Source organism: Polaromonas sp., from assembly GCF_010365105.1.
Taxonomy (GTDB): domain Bacteria; phylum Pseudomonadota; class Gammaproteobacteria; order Burkholderiales; family Burkholderiaceae_C; genus Polaromonas.
On record NZ_JAAFGZ010000013.1, the window covers coordinates 1 to 26,277 of the forward strand.

The following is a 26,277-nucleotide window of genomic DNA, read 5'->3' on the forward strand; positions in this document are numbered from 1 at the left end:
GCGACACGCGCACTTCGATTTTTGACGCGGACGCCAGCATTGCGCTGGACGGCACCTTCATCAAGATCGTCGCCTGGTACGACAACGAATGGGGTTACTCGAACAAGTGCCTGGAAATGGCGCGGGTCGTGGCCGGCGCGCAGGTGAGGCCGGCATGAACGTCCTGCGATTTGCCGATGTGGTGCAGAGCGGTTTTGCTGCCGGCAAGCGGGTTTTTATCCGCGCCGACCTGAACGTGCCGCTGGACGCAGCGGGCCAGATCACCGAAGACACCCGCATCCGCGCCAGCCTGCCGTGCATCCGCATGGCGCTGGAGGCGGGCGCGGCGGTGATGGTCACCAGCCACCTGGGTCGCCCGACGGAAGGCGTTTTCAGGCCGCAAGATTCGCTGGCGCCCGTGGCCCGACGCCTGGGCGAGCTGCTGGGGCGCGACGTGCCGCTGGTGTCCGATTGGGTGGATGGCGTGCAGGTTGAACCCGGCCAGCTCGTGCTGCTGGAAAACTGCCGCATGAATGTCGGCGAGAAAGTCAACGACGAGGCGCTGGCCCGAAAGCTGGCGTCGCTGTGCGACGTGTTTGTCCATGACGCCTTCGGCACCGCCCACCGCGCCGAAGCCACCACCCACGGCATCGCCCGCTATGCGCCGATAGCCTGCGCCGGGCCGCTGCTGGCGGCTGAAATCGACGCTATCGGCCACGCGCTGGCCAGCCCGAAGCGCCCGCTGGCCGCCATCGTCGGCGGCTCCAAGGTCAGCTCCAAGCTAACCATTCTGCAAAGCCTGTCTAAAAACGTCGATCAGCTCATCGTCGGCGGCGGCATTGCCAACACCTTCATGCTGGCTGCCGGCCTGAACATCGGCAAAAGCCTGGCCGAACCTAGCCTGGTGGACGAGGCGCGGGCCGTCATGGCGGCCCTGAAAGCGCGCGGTGCCGAGGTGCCGATTCCGACTGACGTGGTTTGCGCCAAGACCTTTGCCTTTGATGCGACCGCCACCGTCAAGCAGGCAAGCGAAGTCGAGGACGACGATCTGATTCTGGACATCGGCCCGGACACCGCCGCCCGGCTGGCCGCGCAGCTCAAGGCGGCGGGCAGCATCGTCTGGAACGGCCCGGTCGGCGTGTTCGAGTTTGCCGCGTTTGAAAACGGCACCCGCAGCATCGCGCGCGCCATCGCCGCATCGGGCGCTTTCAGCATCGCGGGCGGCGGCGACACGCTGGCAGCGATTGCCCAGTACGGCATCGCGCACGACGTGGGCTACATCTCGACCGGCGGCGGCGCCTTTCTGGAAATGCTGGAGGGCAGGGCGCTGCCCGCGCTCGAGGTCTTGCAGCAACGCGCCGAAGTCGGCGGCTTGTGATTTGCTATTGAAAGCATAGCTGCTTGCGCAGATGCAGTCTGCGCAAGCAGCACTTTTTGTTCATAAACCCTGAAACTGGAGATTTCCATGGCTTTTGTTTCCCTTCGCCAGATGCTCGACCATGCCGCCGAGTTCGGCTACGGCATTCCTGCCTTCAACGTCAACAACCTGGAGCAGATCCAGGCCATCATGGAAGCCGCGCAAGCTACCAACAGCCCGGTCATCCTGCAAGCCTCGGCCGGGGCGCGCAAGTATGCGGGCGAAGCTTATTTGCGCCACATGATGCTGGCGGCGGTCGAGTCGCACCCGGACATTCCGGTGGTGCTGCACCAGGACCACGGAACCTCGCCAGCCGTGTGCATCCAGTCGATGTGCTCGGGTTTCACCAGCGTGATGATGGACGGCTCGCTGCTGGCCGACGGCAAAACGCCGTCGAGCTACGACTACAACGTTGAGGTGACGCGCCGCGTCAGCGACATGGCGCATGCCGTGGGCGTGTCGGTCGAGGGTGAACTCGGCTGCCTCGGCAGCCTGGAAACCGGCGAGGCGGGCGAGGAAGACGGCGTGGGCGCGGTCGGCAAGCTGACGCATGAGATGATGCTGACCGACCCGGTGCAGGCCAAAGATTTTGTCGCGCGGACCGGCGTCGATGCGCTGGCGATTGCGATCGGCACCAGCCACGGGGCTTATAAGTTCAGCCGCAAGCCCACTGGCGACATCCTCGCGATTGACCGCATCGCCGCCATCCATGCGCAGATTCCCAACACGCATCTGGTAATGCACGGCTCGTCCAGCGTGCCGCAGGAGTGGCTGGAGATCATTCGCCAGTTCGGTGGCGACATCAAGGAAACCTATGGCGTGCCGGTCGAGGAAATCCAGCGCGGCATTCAAAGCGGCGTGCGCAAGATCAACATCGACACCGACATCCGCCTGGCCATGACCGGCGCGATGCGCCAGGCCTTTGCCGCGCAACCCGGCGAGTTCGATCCGCGCAAGGCGCTGCTGACGGCCAAAAAATCCGCGTCAGGCATTTGCCAGGCGCGCTTCGAAGCCTTCGGCTGCGCCGGTCAGGCGTCGCGCATCCGACCGGTGACGCTGGAGACGATGGCGGCCCGTTACCGCTAGTGTTGCGTCATGAAGAAGTTGTCGGATAAAGGCGTTTTAGCTTGACGCGGGCATCCTTGGTCGTAAATTGCCAGTTGACCTTGGCTTGAAGGTTGTCGCGGCGCGACTGCCAGGCAGCGACCTCGCTTCGCACGGTCTCAATGCTGTCGATGCGCCGATCCAGACACTGACTTACCATGACATTGATCTCAATTTCTGCCATGTTCAGCCAGCTGCCGTGCTTCGGGGTGTAGACGAACTCGAACCGATCCCACAGCGCCTTTGCCTTCTCCCCCGGGTGTCAGAATTGTTGTCGCATCCAATTCTTTGATGGCTAACTGCCCGGCAGCGACATTTCATGACCAGAACACCGCATTCACATCACTCTCCCGAATTCAAAGAGCAGGCACTGCTCAAAGCCAGGCATCGAGGCACGCGTTCCGTTATCAGCGTTGCCGGCGAGCTCAACATGTCCGCCGGCACGCTCAGGAAGTGGCTGCAAAGCGCAAGCAAGAAAACTGGCACGACAGCCCACCCGGTGCCCGCTGCAACTGCTGCGCTGGACGGCCCAGCGTCTGCCTGGTCGCCCGCACAGCGTTTGATGGCGTTGCAGCAGAGCTACGCACTGGACGACATGGCCCGGGCCGGCTGGTGCCGCGAGCATGGCGTGTTCGAGCATCAGTTGGTGCAGTGGCACCAGGAGTTTTGCACGCCTGCCGTGCCCGCTTCACGCGAGGCGAGCGGCGCCTTTCGCGAGTTGCAGCGCCAGCACGATCAGTTGCAGCGAGAGCTGCGGCGCAAGGAAAAAGCACTGGCCGAGGTGGCTGCCTTGCTGGTGTTGCAAAAAAACTTCCAGGCGCTGCTGGAGGGCGCGGACACATGAGGTCCGTCCAGCAGCGCCAAACCTTGCTTGGTCTCATTGATCAGGCCTGCGCCGATGGCGCCCGCCGGGACGTGGCCTGTAGCCAAGTGGGCCTGTCATGCCGCAGCGTGCAGCGCTGGCAACGCACGGATGCTGCTGCGGGTGACCAGCGGCCATCGGGCAAGCGACGCTATGTGTGCCCGCCCAACAAGCTGCGCGAAGAAGAGCGCCAGGCCGTGATGGCCACGCTCAACAGCGAACCGTTCAAGGACCTGCCGCCCAGCCAGATCGTGCCTCGCTTGGCCGACACAGGCGTGTATGTGGCGTCCGAGTCCACGATGTACCGACTGCTGCGCCAGGAGGGCCAGCTGGCCCACCGGCGATCAGAGCGTGCAGCGCATAAGCGCAGCCGCCCGCGCGCCTTGGCCGCGACCGGGCCCGATCAGGTGTTCTGCTGGGATACTCAATCAACGCGGTGATGGAGCGTTTCTTCCTGTATTGAAAATGGAACGCGTTTGGTAGAAAGAATATGCCAATCACGCAGAAGCCATCACGGACATTGCAGACTACATCGTCAACTTCTACAACGCTGTACGTCTGCATTCAACACTGGGCAACTTGTCACCCATTGCTTTCGAGCATCAATCGGCAACTATCAAACCTAGCGAGCTGTCCGAAATAACTTGACCACCACAGGATGTCCCTCGACCGTGTAGCCTGCCACCAGTGCCGCGTCCAGGACGCTCGGGTCGGCGGCAACACTTCGGGATCATTGACGCGTTGTCACTCGGCCAAAGTTCGACTCTGCCAACGCAGCGGTTGGCGTCCATTGACCGCTCAGGAGTTCGCATTGCCGCGAGCGGACGTCGAGCTACGTCCGCTGCACTACCGCAATCAGTCCTTGAGCCGTTACAGCGATGGTCGCAGTCACCTGCCTTCAGCGATGGCTGACCAACGGAGGCTCTCAAAGTCAGCGAACTGCATCTCCCGACCCGAATCGATAGTAGCGGACTGTGAAAAGCAGTTGTTTAACAATCTAATTCAGCCGCCGCCAGAGGCGGTCGGCTGGAATGCCGGGTCAGGCGTCGCCGTCCCAAAACGCTTGCAAGTCGTCTTCCGTACCATTGAAAAAGTCACGGTCACAGCGACCAATGCCAGGAACTTCGTGTGGCCCCTCGCCTGCTGCGCCATCCGTGTACTGCCACATCGTGAAATGACTCCAGACTCTCGGGATTAGAGGTGTGGCGCCATAGCGTGCGAACCAGAGCCAAGACTTCGACAGCTCAGTTTGCTCGGAAGAAGCAATGCCCGCTGCTGCAAGGGCCTCTTTTACTGTGTGCCCAGAATACAAACCAGGATATCGGCCGGTCTGAGCAAAGACATGGTGGACAAATTGCTCAGCCTCAAGAAGTGACATGTCATGGCCTTGTGGATTGGGCTCGAAGTCGAGCACAAGTAGCGGCGTGTCACCAACGGAAGCAAGAAAGAAGTCGGCCTGTGCCGTGGGATCTCCTGCTGTCCCAAAGTGATAGGCACCGAAACGCATTCCGGCATCCGACACTCGCTTTCTGTTGCTTGCAAAAGTCGGATCCTTGAACGAAAAACCTTGTGTTGCTTTCTGGATAACGCCGCGAATCCCAGCCTGCGCGACCTTTGAAAAGCTGCTTATCCTGTTGTGGTGCGAGATATCGATAACAGCGTTGATCATGGAAACCTCCTATTGCCAGGTTGGTAAGTTCAATTATTTGCTGACGAAATTGCTCCGGATAAGGCGGCTTGGAGATATGCGGTTCGCACATTTCGAATTCCTTCTTGATGAACAATAAGGTGTTCGCGAAATGAGGTCAACTTCAGTTGGTATCGGCCGCTTTATTAATGCTAATCAATTTTGATTGCGTCCACCACCACACAGCCTTGCCGATCCGGCCAGGAGGAGACGTTCGCGACCTTTTGTAGGCGGTGTGCTTGTCTACTGCGTATGGCAGTTACGATACCGAGACGGAAGCGATTTATTACAAATCCGACAGACAAGTACAGCTTGCGTCGCATGCTGCACGCCACTGTCCTTCAATTCATCCCGAGGATGCAGAGGGTGCTGCAGGTCTTTGTTGATCGCGTCGAGCCGCAGGCGCAAAATGCGGTTCCATGCGTCTGTTTCGAGTGTCAGTCTGCTCCTGCCTGCTGGCAGCGTGCACGACATTGCCCCCCTACGCGGTGCCCGCGCCCGAGTATCCCCGACAGGGGTTGGTGGCCGTCGACATCGACGGCACGCTGACGCCACGCGACAGTGCCTTCCTCGAAGCACGCGAGGGCGCCGCGCAAGCGCTGGCAACCTACGTACGCAAGGGCTACACAATCGTGTACCTGAGCGCGCGGATTCCGCTGCTGCAGCAAGGCTTGCCCGACTGGTTGCGACGCCACGAATTCCCCAACGGGCCGTTGCATGTGGCGCAGTCCGCCGGCGACCGTACCCAGGTTGATCGGTTCAAGGCAGACGTGTTGCGCGTCTATGTGCGGCGTGGGTGGCGACTGGCCTTCGCCTATGGCGACTCCAGCACCGACTTCCAGGCCTATGCCGAAGCCGGGTTTCGCCCCGAACAGGTCTATGCGATCCGGCGCCGGAGTGATCCGAACTGCCAGCCAGGCGCCTACATCCTATGTCTTGGCGGGTGGACCGAGCATCTCCCTGAGATCGAACGTATGTTGGCGCCCGCTTGCCGAGCCGAAGGGATGGGGCTAGGATCGATGGACGGGTAACCCAGACCACGGGGAGAGCGGCATGAGGGACATCAGAAACATCGGTCGTGCGGGTCTAGCATTCTCGGCGATGGTCCTGCTGGCGGGATGCAGCGGCTTTGCGCCGTACCGCTTGAACCTTGAGGCGGAGTGCATCGTGTCCGCTGCGGCGCCGTCCCAAACCTCTGAGGCGTGCCGCAATGCCCAGCTCGAGAAGGTGCCGGCCGCCGGTGACGCCCCAGGATTCGAGGTGGCCTATGTCGAGTTCACCGATCAGGGATGGCTGCAGTCACGGGAGCAGATGAGCCGGGCGATTGCGCAGGCGCTGCCTCGGGCCGGCGACCCGCGGCCGGTGCAACTGGTGGTGTTCGTGCACGGCTGGAAGCACAACGCCGGTTTCGACGACGATAACGTGCGCAACTTCCGCATCGCCATCCTCCCGCCTTTCGCAAAGCGCGCGGGGCCTGACGTGCGCACCTTGGGCCTCTATGTGGGTTGGCGCGGAAACTCGATTGACGTGGCCGGCCTCGACAACATCACCTTCTACGACCGCAAGGCTACTGCCGAGCACGTGGCACGCGGATCGATCCGCGAGCTCTTCTCGCGGATTCGGGTCCTCAGCGTGGACAAAAGCGTGAGCGTGGTACTGATAGGCCACAGCTTCGGTGGGCTGATCGTGTTCAACGCGATCGCAGAATCGCTACTGGACGAATTGGTGCGCGCCCAGGACGGGGCGGTGCCTCGTCGACTGGTGGACTTGGCGCTGGTGATCAATCCGGCGTTCGAGGCATCCCGCTTCGAGCCCCTGTTCCAGGTCGCGATGCACGCACCGCGCGTCGGCGCTGACCGGCCTTTGTTCGTCTCCATCACCGCCACCAACGACAGCGCGACTGGCACGGCCTTCCCCGTCGGTCGCGCGGTCAACTCGCTGTTCGACCACGAAGGCTGGACCGACGAGGACCAATGCCCGGGCGGCTTCACCGTGACCGGCGAGTGCCCGGCCTTCGAACGCTCGCTGCGGCTGGAGAAACGCGCAAACACGCACACGATGGGACACATGGCGCGGTACGTCACCCATGACCTGTCACGGCCGGGCGATGGGTTCGTGGAGTGCCACATGGCACTCGATCCACCCGTGGTCGCTGGCGCGGCGCCCGCACTCTCGCCGCAGGCACCAGAGCCGCGCAACCAATTCCCGCTGTGGACCATGCGCGCTTCGCCGCAGGTCGTCGATAACCACAGCGGCATTTATGACCCAGCACTCTGGGACTTCGTCACAAAGTTGGTGGGTGACCAGGTGAATGTGAACGCGCTGTGCACCGCGCCACCGGCCCGGTGATGCCCGCCCGCGCGCGGCGGGTACGCTGACAGCTTGATGTCCGAAGTCATGCGTTGACCTACTTTTCAACCGTTGGTAACGGCGATCTTTATCGAGAGCACATTTTCCTTGATGACGCCCGCAGGCCGTGTCAACGGATTGATCTTTCGAGGCTTTCAATCAACATACGCCAGTCGGCGGTAGGTTCCGTTTCAATTCACGCAAGCGTGGCGCATCACCTGCAACCTTCTCGAAAACCGTTCTCACATCGGTTTGGCGATTCAGGCTATTTGAAAAGTCCTTGATTGGTTGCAAAGCTGACCGCCTGCGCACGGTTGCGCACATTGAGCTTGCGGTAAATGTTCTTGATGTGGGTATTCACCGTCTGCCCGCTGATGAACGGTTTTGTCGCGTTGACGGTCAAGCAGCTTACTCGACTATGCTGAGAACTTTGACTGAAATGGTTTGAACGCGATGCTGGCGACCAATGGAATGCGATTTCCAATTGACGTGATTCTGGTGTGTATCCGTTGGTACGCGGCCTATCCGTTGAGCTATCGTCATCTCGAGGAGATGATGCAGGAACGCGGCGTGTTAGTAGACCACTCTTCAATCAATCGCTGGGCAATCCGGTTTCTGCCTTTGCTTTAGAAAGTGTTCCGCAAGCAAAAGCGCGCGGTGGGTGGGAGTTGGCGCATGGATGAAACGTACATCAAAGTCAAAGGCGCCTGGAAATATCTCTACCGCGCAGTGGACAAGGAAGGCAAGACGGTCGACTTCCTGCTGACCGCCAGGCGCGACAAGTCTGCAGCCCTGCGGTTCTTTGAAAAAGCCATGAAGGCCAGCGGTGTTCGCGAGAAGGTCACGATAGACAAGAGCGGCGCCAACAAGGCGGCGATTGATGGCATCAAGGCCGGCCGGGAAACCTCGATCGTGGTTCGGCAAGTGAAGTACCCCAACAACATCGTGGAACAAGACCATCGGGCCATCAAACGCGTCACCAGGCCGATGCTCAACTTCAAGTCATTTCGATCGGCCAAAAGTGTACTGGCTGGCATTGAGTTGATGCACATGATTCGCAAAGGTCAGCTCATGATGGAGGGCTGCAACGCGAGGTCTTTTGCCGACCAGTTTTATGCATTGGCAGGGAAAATCCGTCCCGTCTGAGGAACTGGCATTCGTTCCAGCCCGAAAAACGTTCATCAGCCGGCAACGCGACAGAACCGATGAACAGGGCGCTGACGGGATTTTAAGCATGGCGCCTGCCTGCAGACATGCTGGTTAGGCTTTCGTTCAAATATTCGATTTTCAGGGGCCCCCTCATGCCGCACGAATCCAGACTGACCCTTGCGCTGCGCGCACTTTTGCATGCCAGGCGTGTCGCTGCCCTGGGGACCCTCGGCGATGACGGCAACCCGTTTGTTTCCATGGTGCCTTATGCGATGGAGCCGTCGCTCGGGTGCCTGGTCATCCATGTGAGTGGCCTGGCGGCCCACACGGGCAACCTGCAAGCCCGGCCGAATGTGTCCGTGCTCGTGATGCAGGCGGAGGTGCAGGGTGAGCCGGTGCATGCCTTGCCTCGCGTCACGCTGGACGGCCTGGCACGAACGCTGGAAGCCGGGACCCCGGAATGGGAGGTTTGTCGGGCTGCCTACGTGGAAAGCTTCCCGGAAGCTGAATTCATGACCCAGCTGGGCGACTTCAGGTTTGTCGCCATTGCGCTCAACGGTGCCCGCCAGGTCGCTGGCTTTGGCGCGGCGCGCTCAATCGACGAGGAAGAAGTCAGGCGGGCTTTGGGGCCGGCAGGGCCGTGACCAAGGTATCCGTCATGGTTGGGCAGGTGACGCGTCCGCTGAGTTCAGACACTGGGTGTTCGCTTCGACATACCGCCAGTGCCTACCCTTGGCCGATAGCACCAATTCGCTCTGCCTTGCTTGACCCGTGTACTTCACCATTGCCACATGTCCAAGACCATATTTTTTCAAATTATTGGTTGACCTCACAGGTCTTTACCGGCACCGCCGCTCTGGTGTAGCGGCCATGTTCACTTTCTGGTCTTCAAACCGATGCATCAGTGCGTCGCCTGTTCAGGCAATAAATTTTTAATGGACAGACCTTTCTCTTGGTTGTAAGGGGGGTGAAGGTATCCTCGGAGATCCGGGCAAGTTCGGTATCTTCCGGTCTGCTCGGTTTCAAAAGAAATAAATGTCAAAACACTCCGGTTCGCTCAAAGCGGTCTTCTATGCATTGGGCGCCAACGGCGGCATCGCGCTGGCCAAGGCGGTTGCGGCATTCTTCACCGGCAGTGGCGCCATGCTCGCCGAGGCGCTGCACAGCTTTGCCGACTGCGGCAACCAGGTCCTGCTGCTCGTGGGCATGCAGCAAGCGAAAAAAGCACCGACGCCGGACCACCCCATGGGCTACGGACGCGTCGTCTATTTCTGGTCGATGATGGTCGGCGTGCTCCTCTTCAGCATCGGCGGACTGTTTTCGGTCTGGCACGGGGTCCAGTCGCTGCAGCATCCCGAGCCCGTGAAGTATTTGCTGCCGTCCTTGGGGGTACTGCTCGTTGCGGTGGTGTTGGAATCCATCAGCCTGCGCGGCGCACTGAAGGCGCTGGCGGCCGAGCGCGGCGACAAAAGCCTGTGGCGCTGGTTCCGTGAAACGCGGCAATCCGAGCTCCTGGTCATCACCGGCGAGGACATCGCAGCGCTTGCCGGCCTGGCCCTGGCCTTTGTGGCGCTGGCCCTCACCGGCATCACGGGAAACACGGTGTTCGATGCCATGGGTTCGGTAGCCGTTGGATTGCTGCTGATCGGCGTTTCAGTGGCCGTCACCATCGAGGTCAAAAGCCTGATTACCGGCGAGTCCGCTTCCCCCGAAATGCGCACGGCCATCACCGAGTTTGTTGCCAGTCAGCCCGAGGTCGAGCGCATCGTGAACCTCATCACGTTCCAGTTGGGCGACAAGATTGCCGTGGCGGTGAAAGCCAAGATGGTTCCGATGCCCAGCGCTGATGCGCTGGTGGCCGCCATCGATGAGGTAGAGGAGCGCCTGCAGGCGCACTTTCCCAGTCTGCACTGGTCATTTTTCGAGCCCGATGCAGGCAACCCCCGGCCTGAACCGGCCGCGCTGTAGTTCAGGCATTCAACGAAAGCGCCGGCGATCTAAAAGCCTCAGCCCTCGACTGATTGGCGTAATCCGAGTGCTGACACTTACCTCAAGTCCAGTTACTGGCGTCATCGGGCCCGATATCGAGAAACTCGCTAAAACCAGCGGTGCTGTCCGGGACGCTGCTGCTGCCCGTCGGCGCATCAAGGAAGTTGTTGGCAGGCGCCTCCTTGCCTGCCGTCGGTGAGCTCAAGGGATTGGCTCCCGCAAGCGGGGAATCGGGTGACCGCCCACCCGACTGTTGATTCCCTGGAACAGGAAGGCGCCCGCGGCCACGCTCGCTACTCTGGTGGCCATGTTGGACAGAAAACCAGACGCCTGAACCCCGCCCAGAGCAGCAGCAACGCAATGACCAGGGTTGGAAGCACGAAAATCGCGATGAGCTTGACGAGGTGCCCAGCCACTGTTCTTATGACCGGCGGCTGTCGCGGCAATCTATAGGTTGCCTGGTGACAAAATGACGCCACCTTGGTAAACTTGCCGTTTTAAAGTTGAATAAGGAGGCGCAGCATGCTGGCCCAATCCCGACGGCTCACCACACGCATCACCGAGCACGTGCAAGATACCTTGCAGGCGGCAGCTGACTTGGTGGGCGCCACGCTTAACCAGTTCGTGGTGCAAGCAGCTTTGGAAAAAGCCGAGCGTGTGATTGAGAGCGAAACCACGCTGCTGCTTACACGCAGAGAAGCGCTTCGTGTGTTCGAGCTGACCCAGGCGCCTGCTGTTCGCAACGAGCAATTTTTGCGAGCCCAGGCCCGCCACCGAACCGTCGTAGAGAATGCTGTTTCTTCCGCTCAGTGACCACCATGACCGCAAAAGCTTTCAATGCGAAGAGCCCGCGCTCAGCGATTGGTTGAAAAAGACAGCCAGGCAGCATCAGGAAAAACGGATTTCTTCGCCAATGGTGGCCGTCGTTGACGAGACCAGTCCCATCATCCTCGGCTACTACGCATACAGCGTAGCCGAACTGCTGACAGCCGAACTGCCCGAAGCCCGTCAAAAGAAGCTGCCACGCGTCATCCCAATTTTCCGGCTGGGCCGGCTCGCACGAGACTTGAGTCAGAAGGGGACCGGCCTGGGCGAGCTTTTGCTTTTCGACGCCATCGACCGGACTTCAAAAGCAGCTCAAGTGGTCAGTGGAGTGGGCCTGGTGGTAGACGCCAAGCCAGCGGCAGTTCAGTTTTACCTGCAGTACGGCTTTGAGCAGATGCTGGACCATCCGTTGAAGCTGTTCTTGCCTTACTGAGCAAGGGAAAGTTCTCCCCATTTTGAAAGACGACCCCGTCGAGCGAGGCAACCGTCTAGCGGTGTCGTTTTCCGGGAAGGCGGACCAGCAGCTTGGCCGCTCGAGATGAATGCCCGCTCTTTTAAAGATGCTCATAGCCTTCGCTTGACCTGACCCCGTTTCCTGAAAAATCTCCGCATGGCCAACACCTACCTCACCGTCCCCTTCAAGGACAAAGACGCCGCCAAGGGCCTGGGCGCCCGGTGGGATGCCGCCCAGCGCCAATGGTTTGTGCCCGAGGGCCGCGAGTTGGTGCCTTTTGCCGTGTGGCTGTTGGCTGGCTCAAGCTTGGCATCGAACTCTGAAGACGCTCTTTCGATGCTGGATGAGCCTGCAACGCTTGCGATGCCAGGCAAAAAGGGCGTTCCCCTGTCCAGCCTCCTGGGTGATGTGTCCCGGGCGGTGGCGCAGGCTGTAGGCGCCAGTGCTGATTTGACCAGTGGCGCCAATTTTGATTGACCAGGAATCATCGAGCCGCAACCCACGTCAAACCTTGTTTGTTGCTGTTTCTGGGGTGATTACTTTTTATCGGCGCGCTTAGTCAAATTGGCATCGGCAACAACAATGCGGTGAACCACTCAATGAACTTGCCTCGCGACAGAGCTCTGTACGTCACAGCCGTGCCGACTGTCGTAACCATTGCCATCGGTTACGTTCGTCGGAATCAGCGGTCACGTTGACGGAATCCTCCCTGTCACGTTCACCGGAACGTCGGTCGCGGTCCCGGAATCAACGGTCACGTTGGTCCGGAATACTCAGGATACGGAATCCAGGGGCAAGGTCAGTATTTTGGTGGGCCTCGGTACTGACAGGCAGGAGTGACATTCAAGAAGTTGATTACCGTTTTTTTAAATGTGACGTCGTCTCCAAGGCACTGGTCGTAGTGGACACGCTGTGCGAAGACTTCGGGCTGGAATGCAATGCAGCCGGTGTGCGCATTGATACCTGTGGGATCAACAGGGCTGGTCAGTCAAAGTCCAACTTGGCACGAACCGCAAAAGAATTGGACGGTCCAATTGGATCATCCGATCAGCGTAAGCCTGCATTCGTTGTGCAACGCAATGTATGTCGCCAACTCTGTCAAATCAATAATTTGTGGTGAGAAATAGATTTCTTACCACAAATTTCTTCGCGAAGTGGCTCAAATCCGGACCCAGGTGCCAAACGAAACAGCGATTTCAACGAAATTCAAAGAATTTCGACAAATCGATTTTCTAGAGTGCTCTGCGAGAGCAATCTTTGGACCTTTATTCCCGTGTAAGGAATAAAGTGTTTGTAGTGAGTCGAAAACGTGCAGTGCCAAAAAATTACAGCTTGCTGGCACTGCACGCAGTCGAAACATCGTGCTTTCATGGAAATGAAAACCACTGGCCCTTGGCTGCGAATTGCTATGGATTGCCCGGAACTAAGGCTCTGGATACCCCTGCGCTCGCCACCTCGGATTCCCCATCAATGACTTGGAAGTAAATGATGAGTTTCTTGACGATACCTGATTTGGCCAGCGGCTGCAACGCTTGCATACCTATCAATACCTTTGACCACGACTGCGGCACTGTGTCCGCCCATTGGCATTTCTGCCGATGCGCCCGAGGTACGGCGCAGCCGACATCGGGCTCCAGCATGGCCCGCCTTCGCCCTAAGCCGCTGCGCCTTAGCGCGCAGCGCTAAACCCACTTCCCATGCAGCCCGGGAGTTAGCACTCCCACCGCAGTTGAGGCACCTGATACGTCAGGTGCAGCACTGCTGCGCCCGAAAGGCGCAGATAAAACTTTATTTTACGTTCCCCAATCAAGGAAATCGCATGCATACCGAACCGACAAGCGCCTCTGCGCCAGAGGTCAAAACCAATCGCGACATTGGCAAGGCGGCCAATAAGACCAGGCCGCCGATGACTGCAACCCGCAACAGCCTGCCCAAGCCAGCGAAGACTGCACCCCCAAAAACAATGTGCGAAGAGCCCTTGTCCGTCCTTCCAACGGCTTATCAAGGCAAGTTGTTGAAGCTGGACTCGGCGGCTATCCAGGTGTCCCGGTGGTCTAACCGGTTGCCAAATTTCGTGGACACGTCAGATTTCAAGGAACTTGTAGACTTGATAACAAAAACGGGTGGAAACACGGTACCCGTGCTCGTACGTATGTTGCCCGACAACAGCTACGAGTTGGTTTACGGGCATCGACGTGTTATGGCCTGCCAGCATGCAGGTTTGAAAGTCAACGCCCTGGTAGCCAAGGGCTTGACAGACGAGCAGTGCATTCGGCACATGGCGCAAGAAAACATCGGTCGAGATGGTCTGTCGCTCTTGGAGCAGGGGCAATGGTATGCCCGGTTGCGGGCAGAGCAGGTTTATAAAACAGACGGTGCGTTGTCGCATGCGCTGGGCGTCGACAAGGGCGACTTGAGCAAGGCTTTGTCAATTGCTCGACTGCATCCTGTGATCATCAATGCATTTAGCAGCCCGCGTGATCTTCAGTACCGGTTTGCCAACGCGCTTACCAGAGCCTCCGCGCTAAAGCCAGATCAGGCTGATATTCAATCCACCGAGATCTACCTGCGTGCCCTTGCGATTGCTGCTTTGCGCAGCTCAGCAGACTCCAAGCTGAACGGACGAGAAGTTTACGACATGCTGCTGGGGGCCAAGCCCGTGCAGCCAGCCGCCGCGCATGGCCATGTCACCTGCCCCGAAGCAAGCGCATGTGCATTACAAGAAGTGCTGAAAATTGCACCCTTGAAAGCAGCTGGCGATGCTGATGAACACGTGCTGGAAGTAATGCTTGAAGTCACTGTGGCTGCTTGTGAAACCAACTCGCAAAAGCAGTCAAAGGAGGAGCCACAGGAGAAGCTACAAGAGGAGCCATGTGTTGGACCGTCCAACACGGAGCTTCCAACATTCAGAAAGCAAAATAAAGAAGCGGTCTCTTTGGGTGCTATCGATGAGGAGCGTGCGGAGTGCCAGTCTGTGGTCGCACAAGATATCTGCATGGCCGCCTGTCAAAGCAGTTCCGGAAAAACGGCAGGTGTTGGACGGTCCAACATCTGGTGCCCAATAATGACCGATGACACCAATGTAATTGGCGCTGTAACGGCTGCCGAAAACGGGACGGCATTGGTTGAACTGAGCCTGGCCTTAAGTGAGCAGCAGTGCGATCTGCTTGCATTAGCCGTTGGGAAACTGCTCAGTGATGCGCAGTACGCGGGAACAACCCCGAGCGTTTCTTCTTTGAATGATCAGGAAGCATCATGAGTCGCGCGCCTGCTTTAATCTCTTCTCTGCTTGAACCTGGCGCTTTGTCGCATGAACACGCATCACGCCAAGGTAGCGCGCCTGGCGTCCAGCAAGGCGATGGCCAACTGCTGCCGGGCTGTTATATAACGCCGCGGGAACTCGCACAAATTTCATCAAAATTTCCATCACACAGATACCCACCTGCGCTGACGGTCAAAAAGCGGGCTCGCTGGCCGCTTCTCCTTGGAAAACAAGACAAAAAAGTGCGGCTTTGCCGTGTATTTACGGTGTATTACACCAGTATGGAGCGTTGCTCATGAGCGGGCCGTTCAGGCCAGCCGCGGCGGCTGGCAAGGCGCAAAGCGAAGCCCTTAACTTCCGTCTGACGCTGGAACTGATGCAGGCTCTCAAAACAGCTGCGCGCAAGGACGGGGTGCGGGTCTCTGACATCGTTCGGCAGTCACTGGAGCGCGACATGACCCTGCGCGCAGGCCACCAGCCCGAGTGCCTCCTCAGCCTTGCCGAGTTGGATCAGCGCTTGCAACTGCTGCTGGACCAGCAGGCAAGCATCCTCGTTCACCAGAACAGCAGCGCTGATGCCGCGCACACCAGCGCCCTACAGAGCATCACAATAATGACTGCACTGTTCCATATCATGCAGGCCTTAGGACTGGATGCTTTGAAGGGACGGGCTGCTGCATGACGGTCAGCTACAAAAAATCTGGACCGGGCGGAGGTGGCTACTACACCAGTGCCATGACGGCCGATGGCAAGGCGGTCGACGACTATTACAGTGCCTCGGGCGGCAAGGAGCCGCCGGGCGTGTGGTACGCCGGAGCGCGGCCCGGAGGAGGGCGCGGCAATGGCCTGAGCATTGTGGACGGCCAGGCGTTCGGCGCCGCGCCGGGCGCGCGGGATGCGCGGCGCTTTGGCCGCTTCATCCAAGGCTTTCATCCCGAGACCGGCAAGCCACTGGTGCAAAACGCCGGCCAGCGCCACCGCATCGCGCTGCACGACTTCACGCTGGGCGCGCCCAAGTCAGTCTCGGTGGTCTGGGCGATGAGCGGCAGTGAACTCAAAGCGGGCATCGAAGCTGCGCAGCAGCGGGCCTCTGGCGAGATGATGGACATGCTGAGCGAGCACGCCTATTCGCGCCAAGGCAAGGGCGGGGTGCAGCAGACGCCGGCCCCCCTGGTCGGCGCGCTGTTCGGCCACGGCAGCAGCCGGGAAAATGATCCGCACCTGCACACCCACTGCGTCGCTTTCAATATCTGCGAGCGCCCGGACGGCACAACTGGTGCGCTGCAAACGCTCGAGCTCATGCGCTGGCAGGGCGCAGCAGCCAGCCTGGCTCACGCGCGCTTAGCGTGGGAGCTCAGGCTGCTGGGCCTGTCGGTCGAGAAAAAAGGCAAGGTCTTCGAGATCGCCAACGTGCCAGAAAAGATGTTGAGGCAGTTCTCCAAACGCCGCCGCCAGATCGAGGTGGCTGTCCAGAAAAAGCTGCACGCAGCAGGTATTGATTCAGTTGGCTTTGGGCAGCATGGCCGCCTGCACGACCTGGCAACGCTAGCCACGCGCCAGGAAAAATCCGACCTGAACCGCGAAGCGCTGCAGCAGCGCTGGCTGGCCGAGGGCGCCGAGTTAGGGTTCACTCCAGCCGAGGCCCAGGCGCTGGTCACGGGCACGCCAGTGGCTGAGCTCACACGCATGGAACTGCTTCAAGAAGCGCGGCTGGCCGTTGGCGAGCTCACTGAGACAAAAGCAGTGTTTCGCGCGCCCGAGCTGCTCACGCAGGTAGCGGTCCACCTGTTGGGCCGGGCCTCGCCCGCGCAGATCCGTCAGGCAGTGGAAGATGTCAAGGCGCAGGACCTGTTGTCCACCCCAACAGTCAACAAGTCTGGCGCCGAGGAGCAACTGTTTACAACGCGTGAGATGCTGCTGCTTGAGCGTCGGCTGCTGCGCCTGGCCAGGCGCCCGGACAGCCAGCACGTGCTGGGCTCGCCTGATGCCCTCGGACTTCCAGCTCAACTTACCCCGAATCAGCACGATGTGGCTGTCAAGGCGGTGAATGATGTCAATGCCGTTACGGTGATCGAGCATGAGAACAAACCGCTCGTCAGCCCAAAACTTCCCCCAAACTTGCAGCCCGAGCAGCGCCAAGCCGCCTTGAACGCCTTACAGGACGGTCATGCGGTGTCAGTGATCGAGGGCACGGCCGGCGCCGGCAAGACGTTCACCGTTGCTGCGATCGCGCGCGAGTTCGAACGCTGCGGATACGCCGTGACCGGCCTGGCCACCGGCTGGACAGCCGCAATAAATCTACAGAAATCGGCCGGTTTGCAGACTGGACGGGCGATCACGGGCTGGCTACAGGCAGTGCGCAATAAACAATTGACGCTCAATGCTAAGAGCCTCATCGTCGTGGATGAGGCCGGCATGGTGGGTGTGAAGGACATGGTCGCGGTACTTGACATTGCCAGGCAAGCGGGCGCCAAGGTGATCCTGATCGGAGACACGTTGCAGCAAAAGTCCATTGCCGCGGGCGACGCGCTGCGCGTGATTGCCAAATCGATCGGCAGCACCCGTCTCAATGCAATCTTTCGGCAAAAGGACCCCACCGAGCGCCAGGCGGTGTACGACTTTTTTGCCGGGCGTGCCAAGGAAGGCTTGGCGACGTACGCGGCGCGGGGCCAGGTGCATTTCGCGCCCAGCGCCGAGGTGGCCGAGCAGCAGCTGATCGACGCCTGGCTGCTCAGCCAACAAGCGCATCCTGGCCAGGAGCACCTGATCATGGCGTCCGACAATGCCTCAGTGCGCCAGCTCAACCGCTTGGCTCATGCGGCGCGCCAGGCGGCCGGGGACATTGGCCCGGGCTTGCTGCTCGCAACGATGGACTGCCTGGAGCCGCAGGATCGCGTCGAATTCTCTGTGAAGGACGAGGTCGTGTTTCGCGTCAATGCCAAAGAGGGCCACGTGTTCAACCGCAGCCGGGGCGTGGTCGAGCGGATTGAGGAGGGCGTTCTCTGGGTCCGGCTGCAGGGAAGTAGCGCTGTGGTCCGGGTCGACCCGCAGGATGATAAGTGGCAGCACGCCGAAGGCGGCTTGGCGCTGCAGCTGGGGTACTGCATCAGCACCTACAGCGCGCAGGGCTTGACGGCCGATTTCACTATCCTCAAAGACTCCACCTTGCTTGACCGCGCTTCGGCCGGCGTGGGCATGTCGCGCCACCGCGAGGGCTGCCAGGTGTTTGTCGACAAGGCGCTGCGCCACGCGGCGAAGATGCGCCATGCGCTGGCTGACGAATGGCAGCCGCTCTCGGCATTTACTGACGAGGAGTGCCTGGCCCGGCTGGCCGCTGGCTGGTCGGCGCAAAAGGAAAAGACCTCGACGCTGGACTACGCGCGCTGGAAGCAGCGCGGCGCCCGGGTCGATGTGGAAGTCGAGGAGAAAATGCAGCGCCAGCGCGAGGACCGCCTGGCCGCAGGCCGCGCGCTGATGCGACTTCACAGCAAAGCTGCCTCCGGCTTGTCACCCGCACCGCGCCACAAAGCCTTTCCGTTTCAGGAAGCGAGCAGCTATGTGCTGCCTGTGCCCCGGCCGCCGGACCCGGTCATGCAGGAGGGCAGCGACTGGCTCACCGAGCGCGAGCACGTGCACCCGGATGTCGCGTGGGAGGCGGTGCAGACAGGCTTCCTGTCGTTCCAGGACCCGCAGACGCCAGTTTTTATTGGGTACCACCCGGGCAGCATCGATGCACCAGGAGGTGCACTTGCGCAGCCAGTGTGCCGACTCGGCGGCGATGCGCCGCGCACTGAGGCGCTACGCCACCAATTCCCTCCTGTGCTACAGGGCAATGATGAATCGAAGTCGGTCGATGTTGTCTTCAGCGGCCTGGAGGCGCTGCAGCTGCAAACGCTGCAGGTGCTGCGCGGCGAGCCACGCAGCACCGTGATCGTCAGCAGCCACGGGAAGGGCGCGTTGCTGCTGCCGCATATCTGCGCGCTTCTTGGGCAGGCTGCTGAGGTCCGGTGGCATGACAAAACGCCCGCAGCCAGGGTTGACGAGGCAGCAATGATGGCTGCGGCAGACCAAGCGATCAAAGAGGGCGGGGATGCGATTCCTCTTAGCACATGGATAAGGGAAGAGGGGCGAGAAAACATCGCAGAGCAGGCTCGCCAGGCCATGATGGTGTTCGTCACAGAGCAGCAGGCGAAGACGACAGCGCGCCAGCGCCTTAGCAGGCCGCTGAAATACCTGAAATCGAAGCCGCCGGTTTTTAGCCTCACCCGATAATCTGAGGCTGCCCTTTTCCCAACCCGATACAAACCCAGCCGAACCGTGCGCGGAGCCGACACCTTCACCGAAATTCCCTTCACGCTGCACCGCCTGGAGGACTTTGTGCCGCCCGACCATCCGCTGCGCCCGATACGCCAGATGGTCAACGAGGCGCTGGCAAAAATGGACGCGCTGTTTGCCGGGATGTACGAGGCCGACAGCAAAGGCGGGCGGCCCAGCATCGCGCCCGAGAAGCTGCTGCGCGCCATGCTGCTCCAGGTGTTCTACAGCGTGCGCTCGGAACGCCAGCTTATGGAGCAGGTGCAGTACAACCTGCTGTACCGCTGGTTCATCGGCCTGGCCATGGAGGATGTGGTGTGGGTGCCCACGGTGTTCACGAAAAACCGCGAGCGCTTGCTGGCACATGACGCAGTGATTGAGCTGTTCAACCTGGTGGTGCAAAGCGCCGAGGAGCATGGCTGGCTCTCGGGGGAGCACTTCAGCGTGGATGGCGCGTTGATTCAGGCCTGGGCGAGCCACAAGAGCTTTGTGCGCAAGGACGGCAGCGATGAGCCAGGCAGCGGCGGCAGTTTCAAGGGTCAGAGCCGCTCGAACGAGACGCACGAGTCAAACACCCTCCCGTGTCAGACTAGATGCTCCCCCGTGATTGCGGATGATCCGCATTGGAGCGCTATTCATGACAACAAATCGACATTCAACTGAATTCCAAGAACAAGCCCTGAGCAAAGCCAGGCAACGAGGCACACGCAGCGTCCAGGACGTAGCCGATGATTTGAATATGTCTGTGGGCACCTTGAGAAAATGGATCAGCAAGTCCAACCGAAAGCATGAAGTCGGTGGCCCCGCAGCGCAACTGCCTGACGACTTACCAGCCCAATCGTGGAGCCCTGCCCAGCGCTTGCTTGCGCTGAACCAGACGCATGCCATGACGCCCGCACAGCTACATGCCTGGTGCCGGGAGAAGGGTTTGTTTGAACACCAGCTCAAGGCCTGGGGTGAAGCTTTTTGCAGCGCCACAGCGCCTGAATCGCGCCAAGCCAAGACAGCGTTGCGTGAGCTGCAGGTCAAACACGAGGGGCTGCAGCGTGAACTGCGTCGAAAAGAGAAGGCGCTGGCCGAAGCCGCAGCCTTGCTGGTGCTACAAAAAAAGTTCCAGGCCCTGTGGGAGGACGAGGAGAAATGACCAGTTGCCAACAGCGCCAGACCCTGCTGGCGCTGATAGGACAGTCCTGCAACAGCGGCGCACGTCTGCAAAAGGCCTGCGCCCTGATTGGGTTGGATGCGCGTACTGTTCAGCGCTGGAGACGCCCGGAGAACCAGCAGGGAGACCTCCGGGTCGGCGACAAACGCCGCATCACCGTGCCGCCCAACAAGTTCAGTGAGGCGGAGCGACAAGCTGCGCTGGAGGTGGTCAACAGCGATGAGTTCAAGGATCTGCCACCCGGCCAGATCGTGCCGCGCCTGGCTGACCAGGGCCTGTATGTGGCCAGCGAGTCGACCCTGTACCGACTGCTGCGTGAAGCCGGCCAGTTGACGCACCGCCGCCTGGAGCGGGTGGCGCAAAAACGCAGCAAGCCACGCGCGCTGGTGGCCACTGGGCCCGATCAGATTTACTGCTGGGACATCAGCTACTTGCCCACCGAGGTCCGCGGCATCTACTTCTACCTTTACCTGTTTGTGGACCTGTTCAGCCGCCGGATCGTTGGCTGGCAGGTGTACGACTGCGAGAGTGCCGAGTTGGCCAGCGGGCTGCTCCAGGCCATCTGCGAGCGTCAGGGCATCACGCCCAATCAGCTCACGGTTCACTCGGACAACGGCTCCCCGATGAAGGGGGAAACAATGCTCGCCACCATGCAGCGCCTGGGCGTGGCTGCGTCTCGCAGCCGACCGGCGGTCAGTAACGACAATCCTTACTCGGAGGCTTTGTTCCGGACACTGAAGTACCGACCGCAACTTCCCGTCAGACCGTTCAATGGCTTGCTACAGGCGCGACGCTGGGTGACAGAGTTGGTGCATTGGTACAACCACGAGCATCGGCATAGCGCGATTGGCTTTGTGACGCCCGCTCAACGTCACATGCAAATCGATCAAGCCCTTCTGGATGACCGCGCCAAAGTCTATGCCGCAGCGCGCGATGCCAACCCAAACCGCTGGTCCGGTCCGACCCGCAATTGGGACCGAATCGCAGAAGTCCACCTCAATCCGGAAACACAACACAACCAGAACAAACTCACCCAACAAATCGCCTGAGCATCAAACTTTTTGCGACAACTGTCTTGACATCCACCTAACACTGACGCTGACGCGCGGCTGTACCGCAAGGGGAAAACGGCCAGCGAGTTGCGCTTCATGGGCCACACGCTGAGCGACAACCGCCACGGCCTGATTTCCAGCGCCATGGTGACGCGGGCTGACGGCCACGCCGAGCGCGAAGCGGCCAAAGTCATGATTGACGATGCCCGGCAAGCCCTGCCGGACGTGAAAACCGCCATCACGCTGGGCGCGGACAAGGGCTATGACGCGCACGAGTTCATCGAGGCATGCCTGGTGATGGGCGTTGTGCCGCATGTGGCGCAAAACACCGCCGGCAGGCGCTCGGCCGTGCCAGATGCTATTGCCCAAAGTGAGGGCTACGCCGTCTCGCAGCAAAAGAGAAAGCTCATCGAGCAGGGCTTTGGCTGGGGCAAAACGGTGGGTGGGATTCGCCAGGTGATGGTGCGCGGGCTTGAGCGCGTGGACCAGATGTTTGTGCTGACGATGGCCGCGTACAACTTGACGCGCATGCGCACTTTGGGACAAATGCCTCTGCTGGGGCAATAAGTGAATAAAAAAGGCGACCAGAGTGATTAAGGTCAGCAGCGGCAACGCGAAAATGCACTGTGATATTCAAAATATGAAAAATAATCGCAAAAACAAACCATTTCAAGCCAGTCGCTGCGCCTGCGCAGTCAGTATTTCAGCAACCACTTCAAGCCCGTCGCTGCGCCGGCGCAGTCAGTATTTCAGCAAATACGAAGGGACTGCCCACTTCCTGGTAACGGCATCAAGTGCCAAGATTGGTTTGTGGAAGTCAATCTACAACCTTTGAAAGGGGAAGTCCCATGAGCGAGATTACACGAGTCGGAGTGGATTTAGCAAAATCCGTGATCCAGGTCAACGCCGTTGATGCGGGTGGCAAACTCGTCACCAACCGGCAGCTCAGCCGAGACAAGTTTCTGGCGTGGTGCGCGCAGCTACCGGCAGGCTGCCTGGTGGCGATGGAAGCCTGTGGGGGCTCCCACCATTGGGCCCGCAAACTCATGGCTTTGGGGTTGAACGTAAAAATCATCGCACCCCACTTGGTGGTGCCCTATCGTCTGCAAGGCAAAGGTGGCAAGAATGACGCCAATGATGCCGCAGCCATTTGCGAAGCGGCGTCCAGGCCAACCATGCGCTTTGTCCCACTCAAAACCACGGTTCAGCAAGGCATATTGTGCGTTCACAGACTGCGCGAGGGGTTGAAAGAAGAACGCACAGCGAGCATCAATCGCATCCGGGGCATGTTGGCTGAGTTCAGTTTGGTGGCGTCCAAGAGCCCGGAGAAATTGCGCGAGAAGTTGACCGACATGCTGGAGGATGCTGGCAATGATCTTTGCGGGTTGGCGCGACTGGTCGTCCAAGAGGCTTATGTCCACTGGAAAGACATTGAAGAGCGCATCAAATGGTGCGACGAACGCATCACTGCGCATGTCAAGGATGACGCGCAAGCCAAGGCTGCCAAAGAACTCATGGGCGTTGGCCCGGTCACTGCCTCGGCTGTGGTGGCAACAGTGGGCGACTTTAATCAGTTCAAGAATGGTGCGCAGTTTGGAGCCTGGTTGGGATTGACGCCAAGACAAAACTCCAGCGGAGGCAAGAACAATCTGGGCGGCATCACCAAGCGCGGCGACATGTATCTGCGCATGTTGCTGATACAGGGTGCAAAGTCAGTGGTGATGACAGCACAAAAGCGCGATGACCCTATCTCAAAGTGGCTGTATCAGTTGCGAGAGAAGTCGGGCTGGCAAAAAGCGGCCGTGGCAATGGCAAACAAAAATGCACGCATCTTGTGGGCCATGATGACCAAAGGGTGTCGCTTTGATCCGAGGCATATGAGTGTCAACCCAGCTGGTGCGGCAACAGCAACGACGTAGTTGAGTCGATAGGTATATTTCTGCAAGACGTGAAATTGAAGATCAGCAGACAGGTCAGACCGGTGGTGGGAAAACTCGATAACAGGCAAGTGAATGCTTCGGCATCGTCCCGTTCAGCAAATGGAGTCCCGCCAAGCGGTTCGTATCTGGGGTCGCACCATCCGTGCATTAAGCCCGTCTGTAAGTGTGCAGTCTGTTCCTTGTTTCCTGGACGCTTCACCTCACGCCAACGCTTAATACCGTAATCAAGGCAAAGCAATTCAATCAGTAATACTTGACTGTGTGGGCAGTCCCTGTAAGCCTGTTAGGGCTTTGCCCAATGCACTCCCAAGGTAAAAACCACGAACATAACGTTCTCTCGACTTGTTGTCTGATGTGCGTCAATTAAAACGCTCATTTCAATTTCATTAATATATAAATCTAAACACGCTGATTACGTGCCAATTTGGGGATATGGAAAAAAACTTTACGACATAATTGCAAAGTACTTCAGTAAAGCCTCTGTGCAGAAATTCCGAAACCATCAACTTCATTTTAAGAAAGTTTTGCATGCATTTTCAAGGAAATAGTTATTATCACCATCTTTACCGATTGGCGCTTGTCCAAAAGAGACGTGCAGGGACGTCACGAGCTTGAACTCCCCTGCGATAAATAAAAAAAAATTTTATAGTTGTCATTCAGGCAAAACCGAAACTCCGTGCGCCTAACCTTTATTTTACAAAAAAAAGTACAAGCTGTTATTGTCATCAAGATCACGTACACAGGCGCTATGGTGAACTAAGAAACCACGGAAAAAGCAATATATACTATTTTGACATTGAGAAAAAGCGTGGCGCCAAGCAACAAATTCAAACATTAATAAAAGACATTTTATTTGCAATCACAAGGTTTAAATCACCGGCTTTAGCCGGTCAGCTTTAGCTGTGAGAATTTGCTGTATGAAGTGCAGGTGCGGAATGGACTACAGATAAGGAAATCATGTGGTATTTTAAATTGTGTATTACTTTGTTTGGGTGACGAAGTACCGCTACAAGGTGTTGACGGGTGAGACAGCCGAGCGCTTCAGAGAAGCTGATGCGCGAAATGTGCCAAGCGTTTGAAACCAGGATTTTCAAGGCTCTGGAGCACAATGATCATCTGCATATTTTGGTGAGCTACCCGCTTTTGTATCACGGTAGGGCAGATGACGCAGGAAATGATCAAGCAGTATTTGAAATATCACTTTAAGCCCAACCAGAACGATGAATTCCAGACAGCACCATCACAAGATGCGTCGTTCAAGCGACGTGTATCCGGACTTTCAATCCGCAATACAAACCTACCAGCTTTAGCTGGTGGGTGTTTAGTTGAAATATTTTAAAAGGGATAAATCATGACAGACGAAAAATTTTTACGTCAGGAACTCGAACAAGAAGCTTGTGATGCATTTGATAGAAGCCAGTCGACTATCGAGATGAACAAAGAAATTCATTTCTCTATTGAAAAATGCTTGGAGAGAATTACAATTTTCGACGAATTTGCGCGTGTATTTGAATTTGGCGAAGAGACAGAATTTGGAATTTCGAACGAAGTCGTGTTGTACACCCTGAAAGCAACTTTAGCATTTGGGGATGAGGGAATGGAAATATTGCTTGATCATGCAAGCAGGTGGCGAAGTTTTCCAACCGAATTTGCAAAGCGACTGACAGGAATTGTTGAATCTCTGCATGCTGCTTATGAAGTGGAAAAAATGATGAATGAACTTCCGACCAAGTCGAAAATTTGTGTTTGAAGCCGGTTCAATCTCTACCTTTCGCACTGTCATGAAGGGGTGCCTGGCAAGCATGGGGTGTTCATGTGCGTTGTCCTTGACGACCCCTGGTCGGGCAGCGGGAAGCCACAGGTTACACCAGGCCACACCAGGCCAGCCAAGGCTAGAACGACCTGTATGGCCTTGGCAAATGTCCCGCAGGCTGCGGCTTATCCGTCCGCACCTCCCACCCGAATCACCTCGCACAGGCCATTTTTAATGCCGCAATAGTCCACGGCATGCGCATCGAACCCCCGTTGCTGCCGGCTCGGCAGATACTGCACGGACCGGTCGTCGTGATGATGGCCATGAAACGAGCGCACCACGCGCAGGGACCTGGCCAGCGCATCAAGGGCGGCAAAGCCGTGCGGATGACACGAGGGCGCTTCATGCGTCACCAAGATGTCTGCTCTTAACTTTGACAGCGCCGCCACGTCGTCCGGGTAGATCGCGGCGTGCAGCTAAGGGTTGGGCTTTTGGCCGCCCCGCCACTGGTAGGCGCCCCGGTGCATGGCTTGGTGCTTGTTTTGAAACGCTGCCGGGGCAGGCGGGCGCCAGATCCGGCCCATGAAATGGCCGCCCAGGCCGGCCACACGCACGCCGTCCAGCGCCGTGACTTGGGCATGCAAGGCCACGGCATCGCCGCAGTCGTGCAGCATCTCCCAATGCGCGTAACTGTCCGCGTCATGGTTGCCATGAATGAACGCCACCTTTGTTGCGGGAAAGTCGTGGCGCAAGGGCGCCAGCACCTCGCGAAACGCGAGGTGGTCGATGTCGATGTCGCCCAGGAACACGAGCCAGCGCGGCTTGTCGTTGGCCGCCAGCAAGGCCTGGGCAATGTGCCCGAACGCGCCATGGACGTCCCCCAGGTGCGTATTCCACGCGATGGCGGACACGATTCCATGCTGATGGCGGACAGTGGTCCACCGTCATCGCGGACACCGTTCCACGGTGAAGGCGGACA

At 58.8% G+C, this 26,277-nt stretch carries 24 protein-coding genes and 8 pseudogenes; 25 read left to right on the forward strand and 7 right to left on the reverse strand.

Annotation, left to right across the window (positions count from 1 at the left end):
* The 3 genes and pseudogenes from GZ092_RS10505 to fba form a co-directional block, all read left to right on the forward strand.
* A pseudogene (locus GZ092_RS10505) lies at positions 1-158 on the forward strand (type I glyceraldehyde-3-phosphate dehydrogenase); the annotation flags it as partial.
* A complete protein-coding gene (locus tag GZ092_RS10510; protein WP_293636350.1) occupies positions 155-1,357 on the forward strand; it encodes a phosphoglycerate kinase in 1,203 nt (400 codons plus the stop codon). The pseudogene GZ092_RS10505 and the gene GZ092_RS10510, both read left to right, overlap by 4 nt.
* An 87-nt stretch (positions 1,358-1,444) precedes the next feature.
* On the forward strand, positions 1,445-2,482 hold the full coding sequence (gene fba / locus GZ092_RS10515; RefSeq protein WP_293636351.1) for a class II fructose-bisphosphate aldolase: 1,038 nt from the start codon (positions 1,445-1,447) through the stop codon (positions 2,480-2,482).
* 7 nt (positions 2,483-2,489) lie between these two features.
* Here the strand turns inward: fba and GZ092_RS10520 are convergent.
* A pseudogene (locus GZ092_RS10520) lies at positions 2,490-2,753 on the reverse strand (transposase); the annotation flags it as partial.
* 66 nt (positions 2,754-2,819) lie between these two features.
* On the opposite strand from GZ092_RS10520, the gene GZ092_RS10525 reads away from it, so the two are divergent.
* The 3 genes and pseudogenes from GZ092_RS10525 to GZ092_RS10535 all read left to right on the forward strand — a co-directional run.
* Entirely contained in the window at positions 2,820-3,344 is a 525-nt protein-coding gene (locus GZ092_RS10525; protein WP_036803751.1) for a transposase, read from the forward strand.
* 23 nt (positions 3,345-3,367) lie between these two features.
* Positions 3,368-3,802: a helix-turn-helix domain-containing protein gene (locus GZ092_RS10530; protein WP_293636352.1), complete on the forward strand. Its 435-nt coding sequence runs from the start codon at positions 3,368-3,370 to the stop codon at positions 3,800-3,802.
* A gap of 76 nt (positions 3,803-3,878) precedes the next feature.
* Positions 3,879-4,010 (forward strand): annotated as a pseudogene (locus tag GZ092_RS10535) (IS3 family transposase); the annotation flags it as partial.
* A gap of 391 nt (positions 4,011-4,401) precedes the next feature.
* Here GZ092_RS10535 and GZ092_RS10540 read toward each other — a convergent pair.
* Positions 4,402-5,031: a glycoside hydrolase family 25 protein gene (locus GZ092_RS10540; protein ID WP_293636353.1), complete on the reverse strand. Its 630-nt coding sequence runs from the start codon at positions 5,029-5,031 to the stop codon at positions 4,402-4,404.
* 539 nt (positions 5,032-5,570) lie between these two features.
* Here GZ092_RS10540 and GZ092_RS10545 point away from each other — a divergent pair.
* The gene (locus GZ092_RS10545) at positions 5,571-6,080 is read left to right on the forward strand and encodes a hypothetical protein (protein WP_293636354.1); all 510 of its coding nucleotides are present in this window, start codon (positions 5,571-5,573) and stop codon (positions 6,078-6,080) included.
* Between the two features lie 22 nt (positions 6,081-6,102).
* The gene (locus GZ092_RS10550) at positions 6,103-7,398 is read left to right on the forward strand and encodes a hypothetical protein (protein ID WP_293636355.1); all 1,296 of its coding nucleotides are present in this window, start codon (positions 6,103-6,105) and stop codon (positions 7,396-7,398) included.
* Between the two features lie 265 nt (positions 7,399-7,663).
* On the opposite strand, the pseudogene GZ092_RS10555 reads toward GZ092_RS10550, so the two are convergent.
* Positions 7,664-7,786: pseudogene (locus GZ092_RS10555) on the reverse strand (LuxR C-terminal-related transcriptional regulator); the annotation flags it as partial.
* Between the two features lie 65 nt (positions 7,787-7,851).
* Here GZ092_RS10555 and GZ092_RS10560 point away from each other — a divergent pair.
* The 3 genes and pseudogenes from GZ092_RS10560 to GZ092_RS10570 all read left to right on the forward strand — a co-directional run bounded on the left by GZ092_RS10560 (position 7,852) and on the right by GZ092_RS10570 (position 10,515).
* Positions 7,852-8,544: pseudogene (locus tag GZ092_RS10560) on the forward strand (IS6 family transposase).
* A 155-nt stretch (positions 8,545-8,699) separates the two neighbouring features.
* Positions 8,700-9,191 (forward strand): pyridoxamine 5'-phosphate oxidase family protein, encoded by a 492-nt coding sequence (locus tag GZ092_RS10565; protein WP_293636356.1) that lies wholly within the window; start codon positions 8,700-8,702, stop codon positions 9,189-9,191.
* Positions 9,192-9,582: 391 nt separating this feature from the next.
* Positions 9,583-10,515 (forward strand): cation diffusion facilitator family transporter, encoded by a 933-nt coding sequence (locus tag GZ092_RS10570; protein WP_293636357.1) that lies wholly within the window; start codon positions 9,583-9,585, stop codon positions 10,513-10,515.
* Between the two features lie 82 nt (positions 10,516-10,597).
* On the opposite strand, the gene GZ092_RS10575 is transcribed toward GZ092_RS10570, so the two are convergent.
* Positions 10,598-10,741, reverse strand: coding sequence for a hypothetical protein (locus tag GZ092_RS10575; RefSeq protein ID WP_293636358.1), 144 nt, complete (start codon positions 10,739-10,741; stop codon positions 10,598-10,600).
* Between the two features lie 317 nt (positions 10,742-11,058).
* On the opposite strand from GZ092_RS10575, the gene GZ092_RS10580 reads away from it, so the two are divergent.
* The 3 genes from GZ092_RS10580 to GZ092_RS10590 all read left to right on the forward strand — a co-directional run bounded on the left by GZ092_RS10580 (position 11,059) and on the right by GZ092_RS10590 (position 12,292).
* Positions 11,059-11,349, forward strand: a complete 291-nt coding sequence (locus tag GZ092_RS10580) for a DUF1778 domain-containing protein (RefSeq protein WP_293636359.1) — start codon at positions 11,059-11,061, stop codon at positions 11,347-11,349.
* Complete coding sequence (locus GZ092_RS10585) at positions 11,327-11,794, forward strand: GNAT family N-acetyltransferase (protein WP_293636360.1); 468 nt, start codon at positions 11,327-11,329, stop codon at positions 11,792-11,794. The genes GZ092_RS10580 and GZ092_RS10585 overlap by 23 nt, the downstream gene beginning before the upstream one ends.
* A gap of 177 nt (positions 11,795-11,971) precedes the next feature.
* Positions 11,972-12,292 carry a DUF5710 domain-containing protein gene (locus GZ092_RS10590; RefSeq protein WP_293636361.1) on the forward strand — a complete coding sequence of 107 codons (321 nt, stop codon included), beginning with the start codon at positions 11,972-11,974 and terminating at the stop codon, positions 12,290-12,292.
* 929 nt (positions 12,293-13,221) lie between these two features.
* On the opposite strand, the gene GZ092_RS10595 is transcribed toward GZ092_RS10590, so the two are convergent.
* Positions 13,222-13,455, reverse strand: a complete 234-nt coding sequence (locus GZ092_RS10595) for a hypothetical protein (RefSeq protein ID WP_293636362.1) — start codon at positions 13,453-13,455, stop codon at positions 13,222-13,224.
* A gap of 179 nt (positions 13,456-13,634) precedes the next feature.
* On the opposite strand from GZ092_RS10595, the gene GZ092_RS10600 reads away from it, so the two are divergent.
* The 11 genes and pseudogenes from GZ092_RS10600 (at position 13,635) to GZ092_RS10650 (ending at position 25,295) form a co-directional block, all read left to right on the forward strand.
* Entirely contained in the window at positions 13,635-15,074 is a 1,440-nt protein-coding gene (locus GZ092_RS10600) for a ParB/RepB/Spo0J family partition protein (protein WP_293636363.1), read from the forward strand.
* Between the two features lie 298 nt (positions 15,075-15,372).
* Entirely contained in the window at positions 15,373-15,759 is a 387-nt protein-coding gene (locus GZ092_RS10605; RefSeq protein ID WP_293636364.1) for a hypothetical protein, read from the forward strand.
* Positions 15,756-19,349: a MobF family relaxase gene (mobF, locus tag GZ092_RS10610; RefSeq protein ID WP_293636365.1), complete on the forward strand. Its 3,594-nt coding sequence runs from the start codon at positions 15,756-15,758 to the stop codon at positions 19,347-19,349. The genes GZ092_RS10605 and mobF overlap by 4 nt, the downstream gene beginning before the upstream one ends.
* A 45-nt stretch (positions 19,350-19,394) precedes the next feature.
* Positions 19,395-19,967 (forward strand): annotated as a pseudogene (locus GZ092_RS10615) (IS5 family transposase); the annotation flags it as partial.
* A gap of 61 nt (positions 19,968-20,028) precedes the next feature.
* Positions 20,029-20,535 carry a transposase gene (locus GZ092_RS10620; protein ID WP_363254456.1) on the forward strand — a complete coding sequence of 169 codons (507 nt, stop codon included), beginning with the start codon at positions 20,029-20,031 and terminating at the stop codon, positions 20,533-20,535.
* Positions 20,532-21,602, forward strand: coding sequence for an IS3 family transposase (locus GZ092_RS10625; RefSeq protein ID WP_293636366.1), 1,071 nt, complete (start codon positions 20,532-20,534; stop codon positions 21,600-21,602). Before GZ092_RS10620 ends, GZ092_RS10625 begins: the two co-directional genes overlap by 4 nt.
* A 42-nt stretch (positions 21,603-21,644) precedes the next feature.
* Positions 21,645-22,172: pseudogene (locus GZ092_RS10630) on the forward strand (transposase); the annotation flags it as partial.
* Positions 22,173-22,194: 22 nt separating this feature from the next.
* Positions 22,195-22,440, forward strand: coding sequence for a hypothetical protein (locus GZ092_RS10635; protein WP_293636367.1), 246 nt, complete (start codon positions 22,195-22,197; stop codon positions 22,438-22,440).
* A gap of 13 nt (positions 22,441-22,453) precedes the next feature.
* Positions 22,454-23,524 carry an IS110 family transposase gene (locus tag GZ092_RS10640; protein WP_293636368.1) on the forward strand — a complete coding sequence of 357 codons (1,071 nt, stop codon included), beginning with the start codon at positions 22,454-22,456 and terminating at the stop codon, positions 23,522-23,524.
* 980 nt (positions 23,525-24,504) lie between these two features.
* Positions 24,505-24,776, forward strand: a pseudogene (gene tnpA / locus GZ092_RS10645) (IS200/IS605 family transposase); the annotation flags it as partial.
* 120 nt (positions 24,777-24,896) lie between these two features.
* Entirely contained in the window at positions 24,897-25,295 is a 399-nt protein-coding gene (locus GZ092_RS10650) for a hypothetical protein (protein WP_293636369.1), read from the forward strand.
* 188 nt (positions 25,296-25,483) lie between these two features.
* Here the strand turns inward: GZ092_RS10650 and GZ092_RS10655 are convergent, their stop codons facing one another.
* Positions 25,484-25,714, reverse strand: coding sequence for a hypothetical protein (locus GZ092_RS10655; protein ID WP_293636370.1), 231 nt, complete (start codon positions 25,712-25,714; stop codon positions 25,484-25,486).
* 60 nt (positions 25,715-25,774) lie between these two features.
* Positions 25,775-26,209, reverse strand: a complete 435-nt coding sequence (locus tag GZ092_RS10660; RefSeq protein ID WP_293636371.1) for a metallophosphoesterase — start codon at positions 26,207-26,209, stop codon at positions 25,775-25,777.
* Between the last annotated feature and the right edge of the window lie 68 nt (positions 26,210-26,277).